Origin of the sequence: Filimonas zeae (genome assembly GCF_014641615.1) — a bacterium.
Lineage (GTDB): Bacteria > Bacteroidota > Bacteroidia > Chitinophagales > Chitinophagaceae > Filimonas > Filimonas zeae.
The window spans coordinates 219401-232561 of sequence record NZ_BMIB01000003.1; the positions used below are offsets into that span (position 1 = coordinate 219401).

Consider the following 13161-nt stretch of genomic DNA (forward strand, 5'->3'; position numbering starts at 1 on the left):
GCGGCGGCCTTATCAGTATCTGGTGAGGCCGTTGTTTTTTTAGGTATTTTATAGCAAACGGCGATAAAAACACTGCGTTTAACGGGGTACATTTGCGCTGTCTGATGAAACCTTAGACCTTAGCAACATGAAAAGTATCTTGATGAATGCCGTGGCATTGCTGGCAGGAGTAGCTGTAACACAGGCGCAATTACCCAAACAATTAGAATTGGTAGCCGAATTTAAAGGACAGCAGGTTACCGGTATTACGGTGGGCGACAGGGGTAGGATATTTGTGAACTTTCCCCGCTGGAGAAATTCTGTGGAGAACTCTGTAATGGAAGTAAAGTCCGGTGGTGCAGCGCGCCCGTACCCGGATTCTGCATGGAACAGCTGGAAACCCGGGCAGCCTGTGGGTGATTCTGTATTTGTGGCCGTGCAGTCGGTATTGGAATCGGCCGGTAAATTATATGTACTGGATACCCGCAATCCTTTATGGGGGGGCGTGGTAAATTCACCGCGCATATTTGTGTTTGATCTGAGAACAAACAAACTGTCGGATATACTGGTGCTTTCAGAAGCCAGCTACAAACCCAACTCTTACACCAACGACCTGTATGTGGATGAAAAGAGCAAGGCCATTTATATAACAGATTCCAATGAACCGGGGCTTATTGTATACGACCTGAAAAAGCGTAACAGCTACCGTTCACTGAACGGGCACGCTTCCACCACAGCAGAAGCCGATCATTTAATGATTGATGGTGTTAAATGGGGTACAAAACCCGTACATGCAGATGGTATTGCTTTTGACCCTAAAACGGAACGCCTGTATTATCATGCGCTTACCGGGCATACCCTGTATTCTGTATCTACCGCTGCTTTGCGTAATGGTACCGATGATGATGTGGCAGGATCGGTACGTACGGTGGCTACCACACCTGCGCCGGATGGAATGATTTTCGATTTCAGGGGATATCTGTATATGGCCGATCTGGAAAAACATGCCATTGTTTACCGCACGCCAAAGGGAGAAATGAAAACGCTGATAGAAGATGTGAATGTGGGTTGGGCCGATAGCTTTAGTATTGATGGTTACTATTTGTATTTTACCAATTCAAGAATACACGAGGCTAAGAATGGGGCAGAAGCGCTTACTTATCCTGTATATAAGATAAAGCTGCCAATGGGAGTGTACACACACTAGAAGAAGATGATACCCGGAAAGGATAACCGTAACGTTAGCCTTTCCGGGTACTAACAGCATTTTATAATGCCGTTTGATTGGTTATTTCTTCTATTCTTTTGATAAAAGTATCCTCGTTAAACGCCAGGAAGGTTTCCACTATAATTCCCTCTTTGTTAATCAGGTAGGAAGTAGGTATTCCCTGAACATTGTATTGGGTTTTGATTTTCCCGTTATCACCTTCCAGGTCTGAAACGTTGGTCCACTGAATATTTGCTTTTTTGCTGGTTGCAGCCCAATAGTCTTTATTAGGGCTGATATTAAAGCTTACAATGGTAAGTTTATCTTTTAAACGGTTGTAATGTTTGTTAATTTCTTTAAACTCCCACAGGCACGGAGCGCATCCCGGATTCCAGAAGTTAAGCAGTATATACCTGCCTTTGAGGCCAGACAAGGTAAAAACTTCCCCTTCCAGTGTTCTTGCTTTAAAATCTATAAAAGGCTGCCCTTTCTCTGCTAAGTTTCCGTAAGCAAAAGCGTGGAGGCCTATAGCCTCTGCACTGCCTGTAAGCGGCTTGTTTACTTCTGCTAAAAGCATTCTTATCGTGTCTTTTCCAATACTTATCCGGTTACGATATAAGATGTCTAATCCTAAATACGAATTGGGGTGTCTTTTCCCAAAATCAACATAAATGTTCTGGGCAGAATCGCCTGCGGCGTAGTAGGCGTTGTTTAACCTCTTTTTGTCTTCTTTATCTTTATATAGCTTGTTGTTAATACTATCCAGAAACAATAGTGCCAGTGAATCCTGCGGGCGTTGCAGGGCGCGCAGCTGATTAGACAGGTCTTGTTCTTTACCGCCCGTTATCACTGCATGATACTGCATCCGTTTTAAAGGTGCTGTAAATTGAAAAGTGGTGTTTTCCAGTTCAATAACAGCATCTTCATTGCCGCATTCTATTCTGCAGGAGGTGGGCCTGCTTACATAACCCCTGAAAGTAAAGTGCCCGTTATCTGTAATGCAGGAGTCCAGAAATGTCTGTTCTTTAATGGTTGTCAGGTAAATCTTAGTTCCTTTTTCGCTTCCGGATATGTGTCCGTTAATAACAAAGCCTTTTTTCGCTTTTTGCGCAAAAACGGAAGAATTGTTGAAAAACAATGAGCTAATGACGAGGGTTGAGGTGAGTAATTTACTTCTCATTACATGTTGTATTTACGCCAGATATTTGTTTTGGGGTGTTTAAGATAGTGATATGTTACTATAATTTGTTCAGTTGAAGCAGGAATACATCATTGGCGCGAATGTCCAGCTCTTTCACAAAGGCTTCTTTGTTTTTAACTGTGACTATTTCTTTATGAAATGCCTTGCCGTTATTAATGTTTTTAATCTGTGCCACCTGTTCTTTAGATAGCCCGGCCGGTTTGCCCATATCCAGATAAGTAGTATAGGCATCGTTGGCGCGGTAGCCTACTTTGTACAATTCCAGTGCATATTTTCCCTCGGGTACATTGGCAATATTGATGTTCAGCTTGCCCTTTGTTTTGGCAGGCAGGTCGCGGATATACAACGACTGATTGTTTACTTCAACGTCTGTTTGCGTATAGGTATAATCCCAAACCAGGGCCTGCAGGTTTCCCTGCTGATCTTTACATACCCATGAAGAAGGATCTTTATTCACCAGTTGCTGTTTGCCCAGCCTGTTCATAAACTGATAGGCATAAAATACAGGTTTGTTAATGCCCTGTATTGTTAGCATACCAAAGCCGCCGTGAAATGGTGTATAGCGTGGGCCCGGCTCTTCAAAGATGTCTGTAAATACCCAGTACGACATAGAATTGGCAGCAGTGCCCGATTGTTTTAATTTCTGCAATACAAAAGTGGCCTCATGATAGCTGTCGTGCAGCGGATCGGCAGGAGTGTAGGAAGAACTCCATTCGGTATAATGCAGTTCCAGACGGGGCATTGGAGAAGCAGCAATTTCTTTGCGCGATTGCCATACATCCCCACTGATGCTTGCAGTGTCTGAAGATAGTACTGTGCCGGTATTGCCAAACTCATCCAGATAGCCCTGCTTTACACCATAGGTATGGGTGGATATAAAATCGATAGGTACTTTGTTTTTATGGCAATAGGCAATCAGTTCCGGCTCCCACGCAGCGCCTGCTGTGGCGGGTCCACCTACGCGGTAGGCTGCATTCACTTTTTTAACGGCTCTGGCGCTGTGCGCATACAGCCGGAAATAATCATCCTGACTACCCGCCCAGAAGCCATCCAGGTTGGGCTCATTCCATACTTCAAAATACCAGGTTTTTACTTCTTCTGCACCGTAGCGTTCTGTTACGTGCTGTGTAAGCTTTTCTATTAAAGCACCCCATTTCTCATAACTGCGTGGTGGGGTAACATTGCCCCGCCACCAGAAAATGGTTTTACTGCCGCTGGCGAGTGCATTGGGCATAAAGCCCAGTTCTACAAAAGGTTTTATGCCTATGCTTAGCAGGTAATCAAACAAGGCATCTATGTACATAAAGTTGTATTCCGGTTTACCGTTTTTATCTTCCTTGTACACAGCCATATCATCGGTAAGTAGTCCGTGCATACGTATATACCGGAAGCCGCATTCTTTTTTAACGTACGCCAGCTGCTGCTGCCAGTCGGCACGTAGCCCCTCATTGGCGCGCCCGGCACCCACACATTCATTAAATATTGTAGGAAGCGGGCCGCTTACCTGGTTGTAATCAGCAGTGATTACCCGTTTTGGTAAGTTGTTGTTTGAGGTTGTGTATTGAGCGGGTAACAATAAGGGGCTGGCAAACAAAGTTACGGCTGCCAAGAGCGCATTTTTCATACATGTTAGTTTTTGGACAGGTTGTTTAGTTATTGGTTTCATTGACGGCAATTGCATCGTGTTATTGAATGTACGAAAGAGGAGTTGAATAACAATTGCAGCCGTACAGGGCAGCAGTAAACTGCTAAATATTTTGCTGCATCGGCAAAAAAAATACTAAAATGATTTGTAAACATAAAAGTATTGTACCTGCACCTGCCGGCTGTAGTGTATTAGCTGCGTTTGCCTAAACTGTGTTATATTAGTTCTACTATGCGTTTCATGTTTCTGTTTTTATTGCTGTCCGGTGGGCTTATGGCTCAGCGGAGTACCGTTACAGACACTACTTTTTACAGTAATCTGCTGCATCGTGCGCAGCATGTAAGTGTCTATAAACCTGCGGGGTATGTTACCGGAAAAGACAGCTTGCCGGTATTGTACCTGTTGCATGGTATGGGCGATAACCATACAGGCTGGCTTAGGTTGGGGCGTTTGCAGCAGGTGGCTGATAGTTGTATCAGCAACGGTAGTATGAAGCCCTGCATTATTGTAATGCCCGATGCGGGACTTACGTATTATCTGAACAGCAAAGACGGCAATACTCCCTATGAGGATTACTTTATGCACGAATTGATACCGGCCTTGGAAAAGCGGTATGCCTGTAAAACTGGTAAACAAAACCGCGTTATCAGCGGACTTTCTATGGGCGGGTTTGGTTGTTTGCTGTATGCTATGCATCATCCGGATATGTTCAGTGCCTGTTATGCTATGAGCCCCGGTATCAGAAATGATGAGGATATCAAACGCATGTCGCTGGTGGAGTTCAAACGCAGATATAGCACTGCTTTGGGTACTATACACGAAAAGGACGAACGTATAACGCCGTGGTGGCATGAAAACAGCATTCTGTATCTGGCAGAACACATGCCGGAAGTACAGAAAAAGCAGGTGCGGTATTATATTGATTGCGGGGATGATGATCCGCTTTCTAAAGGCAGTGCTCTGCTGCATATAATTATGCAGCAACAACAGATACCTCATGAATACCGCGTTAAAAACGGTGCCCATACCTGGGAGTACTGGCAGGAAGCTTTGCCAACGGCGCTGAAGTTTTTAACGGCAGATTTCCGGTAACAAATCCTTACTTTCGCGCCCCTTATGGCAGTAAATCCCATTTCCGTAGAAGAAGTAAATCAGTTACACGAGTATTTCAACAGTGTTCACGACAGAATTCCCAAAGAGTTGTTTCTTACAGGAGCAGAAAAAGTAAATGACGTTCCCTGGCTGATAAACGAGTGTTTTCATTTCTTATCAGATGGCAGTATTCCCGGCCGTATACAAAACATGCGGGTAGATATGCTGAAGAGAATTAAAGCGGCTGTGGAAAAACACCTGGCAGCATAACTTAAAAGCGGGAATATTTATTTTTGCCGGATGTTATCGCAGATTTACAGATCCAAATATTTCATTATCACCGGCATTTTGATATTGCTCTGCTTTGCCGCAACGGGAATATTTTTATCTGTACAATCTGGTAAACGCACCAGCCAGATCAGCACTGATATGGCTACCAAGGTATACCAGCTAAAAGCCGCCGTTATACGTAACGAGTTCCGCGGTTTTGTAAAGGGGCTGGATGATGCGGCGCTGGTGGTAACGCAATCGCCTGATACATCCACACTGCAACAAAACCTTCCGTTTGCGGCCACCTTGCTGCTGAATCACCCCTCTGTAAAACATGGTTTTTATGCACTGATTAGCGGCAGGGATACTATTGCCTACGGGCTTCAGAAACAGGAAAAGGGTTATGTGCGGGCGGCGTTACTACCTTATCAGCGCCAACAGATAGCATGTGTTGCTGGCATAGACAGCCTATACGAAAGTGCCGTTATACGATCTGCAGATTCTCTGCATTGGCTGGCAACAGCCCGCTACCGGCTGGCAGATACTTCCACACTGGTATTAGGGTTGGATATCAATCTGCAGCAACTGCAGCATTATCTGTGGAGTGTAGATACTACAGGCCGGGCCTATGCTTTTATTACAGATGAACAGGGTACTTATCTTTCGCACCCCGATGAGTTACTGATTGGCCGTAAAATGGAGAACGTTACGGGCAACGATTCAAAACGCCTGGGCGATAGCGTAACCACTTATGAAACCGTTACCTCTGCTTATCTGCAGTTGCCTGTAGTGCGCTACTCCACACCGCTACTGCTGGCAGGCGCTCAATGGAAACTGATAGTAGATACGCCCATGCTGGCAGTAGATGAAGATGTAAAGGCGATAGAACGATACATTTTACTGCTGCTGGTAACAACGGCTGTGCTGATAATAATATTGATTGGCTGGGCGCAGAACAAATGGCAGAAAGAGTTTATGCTGCGCCAGCAGGCCGAACTTACGCGGCAGGAACTGCTGGCAGAAAAACAGGCGCTGAGCCTGATGGCAGAAAGGCAGCAGAAAGATAACGCGCTGTTGCAGCTGAATACATTGAAGGAGAAAGTAAACCCGCATTTTCTGTTTAACTCCCTCAGTTCACTGAACGCATTGATAGACCAGTCACCGGAAACAGCGCAGGCCTTTGTAATGAAACTGTCGCGGGTGTACCGGTATGTGCTGGATGCTTATCCGGATGGGGTGGCAACCGTAGCGGCAGAACTGAACTTTGCCAGGGAGTATTTTTTTCTGTTGAAAATACGTTTTGGGCAGGGATTGGCCCCGCTGGCAGAAGAACTGCCGGAAGAACTGCTGACGCGCCGTATCCCTTTTATGAGTATACAAACGCTTATTGAAAATGCGGTGAAGCACAATGTTGTTTCCAGAGATATGCCCCTGCACATCACTATCCATATTAAGAATGATCATCTTATTGTTAGCAACAATCTGCAGTTACGGAACGATGTAACAGCCTCGGGAGGGCAGGGGCTGCATTATCTGCAAAGCACTTATAGCCATTTGGGTAGTGGAAATTTCCGTTGCGGTGTGGAAGGTGGCTCGTTTGTTTGCTACCTGCCGCTGCTGCCGGCCAGCAGGTAACAAACGTAAAGGCTTTTTGCTGAAAATTTCACTCCCCATAACTGCGCTTTCACTCCTGTAAAGCCGCCAGTTCATCGCCCGTGCCATTTGCCTGTGTTATTTTTTTGTGATTTTGGGGGTATGATCTGGAGATTGATTCCCGTTGTAACTGCTTTAAGCTGCTTTTTGTTCTCAGCAATACACGCTCAGCAAACAACCCCCAAAGAGGCGAAGGATAGTACAAAAAAGAATACAGAGAAAGGTTATGCAGCCCTGCTGAAGAGGGCAAAAACTGCAGATGGCCTTTTTAAAGTACATCAGACGGAGGCGGACTATTATTTTGAGATACCGCTTTCGCTGATGGAAAAAGACTTTCTGCTGGTAAACAAAATTTCCTCCGTACCCATGGCCATTAACGAGGCAGGTATTAACAAAGGAATGAATACCAGTAACAAGGTTATCCGCTTTAGCTTAAACAAAAATGCGGGTGCCGTATGGGTAAAAACCATTGTGCCACAAGCAGAAGCACCTGCCAGTGATGCCATTGCGCTTTCCGTAAAAGACAATTTTATCGGTTCGGTTATAGAGTCTTTTAAAATAGAAGCTTACTCGCCTGATTCTACTGCCGTGGTAGTTAAGGTGAATAAAGTATTTGACGGATCGGAGAAAAGTTTCAACGATGTGTTTACGGATATTGGTTTGGGTACCAGCCCTAAAACAGCTTTATCCGGTATTGAACATATTAAAAGCTTTCCGCAGAACGTGGTGGTGCGTTCTTTATTAAGCACTTCTGTTACCGAGGGGCAGAGTACTATTGCGGTAAGTGTTGCCGTTACTACCAACCTGCTGTTGTTACCGGAACAGGCTATGCAGCCACGTTTTGCAGATAACCGGGTAGGCTTTTTTACCACACCCCGCTGGTATTTTTCAGATACCCAGCAGAAGATGGAAAGCCGCGACCTGATTACGCGCTGGCGTCTGGAACCCAAACCGGAAGACCGTGCGCGTTACCTGGCAGGAGAGTTAACAGAACCTGCACGCCCTATTATTTTTTACATAGATCCTTCCACGCCGGTTCAGTGGCGTACGTATATTATGGCTGGCATTAACGACTGGCAGCAGGCGTTTGAAGCAGCTGGTTTTAAAAATGCTATACAGGCTAGGCTGGTAACAGATACGGCCGATTTTGATGGTGATGATGTGCGTTACTCGCTGGTTACCTACGCCGCTTCTCCTAAATCCAACGCTATGGGGCCTGCGGTGGTTGATCCGCGTTCGGGTGAAATACTGGAGTCGGATGTAATATGGTGGCACAATGTAATGACCTCTTTGAATTACTGGATGCGCATTCAAACCGGTATTATAGATACCGGTGCCCGCAGCAATGAATTTACGGCAGAACAGATGGGGCATGCCATTCGTTTTGTGGCCGCGCACGAAATAGGCCACACCCTGGGGCTGAAACACAATATGGGCGCTTCGGCAGCTTATGCTACCGATTCGCTCCGGTCTGCCGCTTACACAGCGCGCATGGGTGGTACAGCACCTTCTATTATGGATTACGCCCGTTTTAATTATGTAGCGCAGCCGGAAGATAAGGTAACTACCATAACACCCAATATTGGCGTGTACGACCGTTATGCCATTGCCTGGGGCTACCGCTGGCTGGGCGATACTGTTACACCCTGGCAGGCACTGAAAGTGCAGCAGCAATGGATTGCGGCACATGCCGGTGATCCGTTGTATCATTATGGTGAGCAGCAGAATAGTCTGAATACCATCGACCCCCGTGCGCAATCAGAAGACCTGGGTGATAACGCTATGAAAGCGGGTGAGTATGGGCTGCGCAACCTGAAACGCCTGGTGCCGCAGATTGGAGCCTGGACCGCTGATGCAGGTGATTCTTATTACCAGGCAGGCAAGCTGTACATGGCTGCCATATGGCAATGGAATACCTATATAGACCACGTAATTACCAATATTGGTGGTTACTATCTGGAGCAGCCGGTACAGGGCGATGGCCAAAAGGCTTATACGCCTGTACCTAAAAACATACAACAACAAGCCATTCAGTTTCTGGCCAAGTACCTGTTTACATTGCCAGACTGGCTGTTTAACGCAGCTATACAGGAAAAAACGTTTGCAGTAAAAGATACACCGTTGGGCCCTTACGAGTACGGCCCTTACAACATGAAGCGCGAGCAGCAATACGGATTGCTGTACAGCCTGCTGGGTGATGAAAGGCTGCTGCGCCTGCTGGAAACGGAAGCTGCTTATGGTAAGGAAAAGGTATTTACTGTTTCAGAACTGCTGAATGCATGCCGTAAACAGCTGTTTGCAGCTACACAGCAGGGCCGGGGGCTTACCATGGAGCAAAGGCTGGGGCAGCAGAATTACGTAGACGCGCTGATTGTAAGCGCCGATAAACTGATGGAAAAAATAAGTAAGAAAACGCTGACGGAAGACGAGGCTGCAACAACGAACCTGCGCGGGGCAGTTATAACCGCAGCGCAGGCGGGTAGCAACCAGCGGAATCTTCCCGCGCTTTGCGATCTTACCCCCCGTGCTTTCCGCATGCAGTATAACACTGCAAACGGCAGTAATGTGGCAGAAGCTGCCGCACTGCGGAACATTCATGTTTCCGCTATGGCGCGCACCTCCGGGGTGGCTGCCGCCAAAAGGGGAGAGCTGTACACGGTACTACAACTGCTGGAAAAAAGCCGGAATACAGGCGATACAGACACCCGGAACCACTATCTGGACCTGATTTTACGCATCAGACAGCATTTACAATTGCATTAAACCACAACTATCCATAATCTTGCAAAAATGAGCAGACTACTATTATTCTTGCTTCTATCGCTGGCGGACCTCTCCACCGGCTTCAGTCAGGAACTGATCACAGTTACCGGACAGGTTTTATCGGAGGAAAACGGCAAGCCCGTTCCCGGTGCTTCTGTATTTATTGACCAGAACCCCATTGGGGAGCAGGCTGGTGCAGATGTTATTCAGAATTCGGTAATTGGCGCAGTAACCAATGCCGAAGGCCGCTTTACGGTAAAAGTACCCGCAGGTACTACACACCTGAAAGTGAGCAGTATTGGCTACACGGCTTTACTGGTAAGCATTACCGGTAAAAAGGCACTTTCCATACGCCTAAGCCCGGAAAATAACACACTGGGTGCCATTATTGTAAACGGCTATACCGGCATTTCACGCCGTAAAAACACCACTGCTACGGCAAAGGTGGAGTACGATAAAATTCGCCAGACCGGTGTATCGGGCATAGACCAGATGCTGGAAGGGCAGATGGCAGGTGTGGCGGTAACCAGCATTAGCGGTGGCCCCAACGCAGCGCCTAAAATAAGAATACGCGGTACCGTATCGTTGACCAATCAGGATCCGCTGTGGGTGCTGGACGGCATTCCGCTGGAAGGCACCAGCCTGCCACTGAACTACGATAAAGACAATATTGATCAGTTACGAAACCTGCCTATTGCCGGTTTAAACCCCGATGACATTGCAGATATTACGGTGCTGAAAGATGCGGCTGCTACCGCCATTTACGGTGCCCGCGCTTCAAACGGTGTAATTGTAATTACCACCAAAAAGGGTAAAAAAGGCCCGGCGGCTGTAAGCTTCACGGCCAACACATTTGTTACGGAACGCCCCGCTTTTGATAAACTGAACCTGATGAACGCCAGTGAGAAAGTTGATTTTGAACTGGGTATGGCTGCGGATGCCAATCTTACTTTCCGCGATCAGCAGGGGGCTATTGCCCGGCTGCTGAACCGTTCAGGCGAGCTGGCTGCCTACAGGGCTAATGGCTTTAATGGCCTCAGTGCTGCTACCCAACAGTCTATCAACGCACTGCGTAACAACAATACCAACTGGGGTAAAGAGTTGTATCAGGCTGTGGTAAACCAGCAATACGGCCTCAACATTTCCGGTGGTAACGATCAGGCCGCTTACTATTTTTCCGGTGGTTATTATGATGAGAAAGGTGCTACCATTGGTACCGGCATGAAGCGCTATAACGTTACGTTGAAAACAGATGTAAACCTGTCATCCAGACTCAATGTGGGTATGGCCATTTTTGCTACCAGAACTGACCGTAAAAACTACCTTACCGAAAATGATGCTTTTACCAGCCCCTCCCGTTACTCCCGTAATGTAAACCCCTACCTTACGGTGAAGGATGCGAATGGTAATTATATGTACGATCAGGATATCTTTGGTACCAACAACCTGACTAATGATGTATATATTCCTTTTAATATTATTGAGGAGCGGTCAAATACGCGGTATGCACTGAAAAACAATAGCTTGAAAGGCTTGTTTACCGTGGGCTATAAAATACTGCCGGGCCTGAAATTCCGTTCAGAACTGGGCCTTCAGCTGGATGAAATTGGTATTGAAAAATATGCGGGTGTAAACTCGTATTTTATGCGCAAGCTGCGCGAGGGTACCCGTTATTATAATTCCGCTACCCGCCAGTACGAATACTTTATGCCAACAGGTGGCACTATTCAAAATCAGAACACTTCTTTCTTTCAATACAACTGGAAAAACATTCTGGAGTACAACAAGGTGTTTAACAGTAAACATGAGATAGATGCCTTACTGGGTTCGGAACTGAGAAGAAATAAGAATACCGATATTTTCAGCAAGGGCTTTGGATATAATGATCGTACACTGGCTACTCAGAATATTATTTTCCCAACGGCTAATTTTGCCAATAGTGCGCTCTATAGAGCTTATCAGAAGGCTTTTGTGGAAAATGCATTTGTTTCTGCATACGCCACCCTGTCTTACACCTACAACCGTAAATATACCTTATATGGTAGTGTACGTTTTGATGGCTCTGATTTGTTTGGGGTAGATCCTAAATACAAATACCTGCCTATTTACTCTGTATCAGGTGCATGGAATGCCAAAGACGAAAGCTTTTTGAAAGATGTGGATTGGGTTTCCAGCCTGCGTGTACGCAGCTCCTTTGGTGTACAGGGTAACATAGATAAAAACACTTCTCCTTTTATAGTGGGTGCACCAGGCAATACCACCATATTACCAGGTAACAACGAGCCTACTATTGTAGTATCAAGCCCACCTAACAGAAAACTGAGATGGGAAAAGACCACCACCTTTAATGCTGGTATGGAACTGGGGCTTGCCAACAATGCGGTACAGGTTACATTAGATTATTACAACAGAAAGAGCAGAGACCTGATTGGTACAGAAGCGCTGCAGCTGGAAAATGGTTTTGAATATAGCACCTCTAACTTTGCACGCATCAGCAACAGAGGTTTAGAACTGAGCATTTCTACCAGAAATATCAGTACCCGCAAATTCCAGTGGTCTACCGATTTCAATATTGCGCGTAACAAAAGTAGGATGGAAAGGCAAAAAGTGCGTGCCAGTGATTATGAACCTTCCAAAGAAGGCTACGCTGTAAACGGACTGTTTGTGGTGCCCACTGCAGGTGTAGATGCCAATAATATTCCGTTGTTCCGCCAGGGCGATAAGGTGGTGACGATGGAAGACTTCTTTAAGTTGTACGACCCCTATGCTGATTTCTTCCCGGGTGAAGCCATTGCCAGCAATCTTACACCGGAGCAATACCGTGCTTTGTTTGTGTATGCGGGTGATAAAGATCCTAAGTTTACCGGTGGCCTTACCAACCGCTTCCGCTACGCCGGTTTTGATCTGGTGGTATCTGCATTGTTTAATCTGGATCAGTGGCGCCTGCGCACACCGGCTTATAACCCGGCCACGCTGGACCGTGGGTTAAACTATTCCAAATCAACCCAGGGTGTACCACCTGCTTTTGGCAGAGATAGTTACAATGGCGACAGATGGATGTCGTATCTGTGGCTGCAGAGCTATGATCCTGCTAACTCCTACAAACAACTGGATGTGTTTGCGCAAAAGATGAGTTATGTGCGTATTAACAGCATACGTTTAGGTTATACGCTGCCTGCTACGGTGGCCCGTAAGATAAAAACAACCAATCTGAGGCTGTCTGTGGAAGCAAGAAATCCGTTTGTGTTTGGCACTAATTACAATGGCTATTTTGATCCGGAAACCTTTGGTGACATTTACGCACAACCCATTTCGAGAAGTATTGCTTTTGGATTAAACGCTACCTTTTAA

8 protein-coding genes are annotated in these 13161 nt (G+C 46.3%); 6 read left to right on the forward strand and 2 right to left on the reverse strand.

Annotation, left to right across the window (positions count from 1 at the left end):
• Nucleotides 1–127: 127 nt before the first annotated feature.
• Complete coding sequence (locus tag IEY13_RS13915; RefSeq protein ID WP_229687864.1) at nucleotides 128–1186, forward strand: L-dopachrome tautomerase-related protein; 1059 nt, start codon at nucleotides 128–130, stop codon at nucleotides 1184–1186.
• A 61-nt stretch (nucleotides 1187–1247) separates the two neighbouring features.
• Here IEY13_RS13915 and IEY13_RS13920 read toward each other — a convergent pair whose 3' ends face one another.
• Both IEY13_RS13920 and IEY13_RS13925 read right to left on the reverse strand, forming a co-directional pair.
• Nucleotides 1248–2366 (reverse strand): TlpA disulfide reductase family protein, encoded by a 1119-nt coding sequence (locus tag IEY13_RS13920; RefSeq protein WP_188953095.1) that lies wholly within the window; start codon nucleotides 2364–2366, stop codon nucleotides 1248–1250.
• A gap of 58 nt (nucleotides 2367–2424) precedes the next feature.
• Entirely contained in the window at nucleotides 2425–4011 is a 1587-nt protein-coding gene (locus tag IEY13_RS13925) for a GH39 family glycosyl hydrolase (protein ID WP_188953097.1), read from the reverse strand.
• Between the two features lie 252 nt (nucleotides 4012–4263).
• Between IEY13_RS13925 and IEY13_RS13930 the strand changes: the two genes are divergently transcribed.
• From IEY13_RS13930 to IEY13_RS13950, 5 genes are all read left to right on the forward strand, one after another.
• Nucleotides 4264–5124 (forward strand): alpha/beta hydrolase, encoded by an 861-nt coding sequence (locus IEY13_RS13930; protein WP_188953099.1) that lies wholly within the window; start codon nucleotides 4264–4266, stop codon nucleotides 5122–5124.
• 24 nt (nucleotides 5125–5148) lie between these two features.
• The gene (locus IEY13_RS13935; RefSeq protein WP_188953101.1) at nucleotides 5149–5394 is read left to right on the forward strand and encodes a DUF6965 family protein; all 246 of its coding nucleotides are present in this window, start codon (nucleotides 5149–5151) and stop codon (nucleotides 5392–5394) included.
• A 159-nt stretch (nucleotides 5395–5553) separates the two neighbouring features.
• A complete protein-coding gene (locus IEY13_RS13940; protein ID WP_188953103.1) occupies nucleotides 5554–7029 on the forward strand; it encodes a histidine kinase in 1476 nt (491 codons plus the stop codon).
• A 165-nt stretch (nucleotides 7030–7194) separates the two neighbouring features.
• Nucleotides 7195–9810, forward strand: coding sequence for a zinc-dependent metalloprotease (locus IEY13_RS13945; RefSeq protein WP_229687865.1), 2616 nt, complete (start codon nucleotides 7195–7197; stop codon nucleotides 9808–9810).
• A 27-nt stretch (nucleotides 9811–9837) separates the two neighbouring features.
• A complete protein-coding gene (locus tag IEY13_RS13950) occupies nucleotides 9838–13161 on the forward strand; it encodes a SusC/RagA family TonB-linked outer membrane protein (protein ID WP_188953107.1) in 3324 nt (1107 codons plus the stop codon).

What these genes read in the sequence shown, in the direction of transcription:
- IEY13_RS13915 (WP_229687864.1), top strand. Translation starts at nt 128, where the DNA reads ATGAAAAGTATCTTGATGAATGCCGTGGCATTGCTGGCAGGAGTAGCT.
- IEY13_RS13925 (WP_188953097.1), bottom strand. Translation starts at nt 4,011, where the DNA reads ATGAAAAATGCGCTCTTGGCAGCCGTAACTTTGTTTGCCAGCCCCTTA.
- IEY13_RS13940 (WP_188953103.1), top strand. Translation starts at nt 5,554, where the DNA reads ATGGCTACCAAGGTATACCAGCTAAAAGCCGCCGTTATACGTAACGAG.
- IEY13_RS13930 (WP_188953099.1), top strand. Translation starts at nt 4,264, where the DNA reads ATGCGTTTCATGTTTCTGTTTTTATTGCTGTCCGGTGGGCTTATGGCT.
- IEY13_RS13935 (WP_188953101.1), top strand. Translation starts at nt 5,149, where the DNA reads ATGGCAGTAAATCCCATTTCCGTAGAAGAAGTAAATCAGTTACACGAG.
- IEY13_RS13920 (WP_188953095.1), bottom strand. Translation starts at nt 2,366, where the DNA reads ATGAGAAGTAAATTACTCACCTCAACCCTCGTCATTAGCTCATTGTTT.
- IEY13_RS13950 (WP_188953107.1), top strand. Translation starts at nt 9,838, where the DNA reads ATGAGCAGACTACTATTATTCTTGCTTCTATCGCTGGCGGACCTCTCC.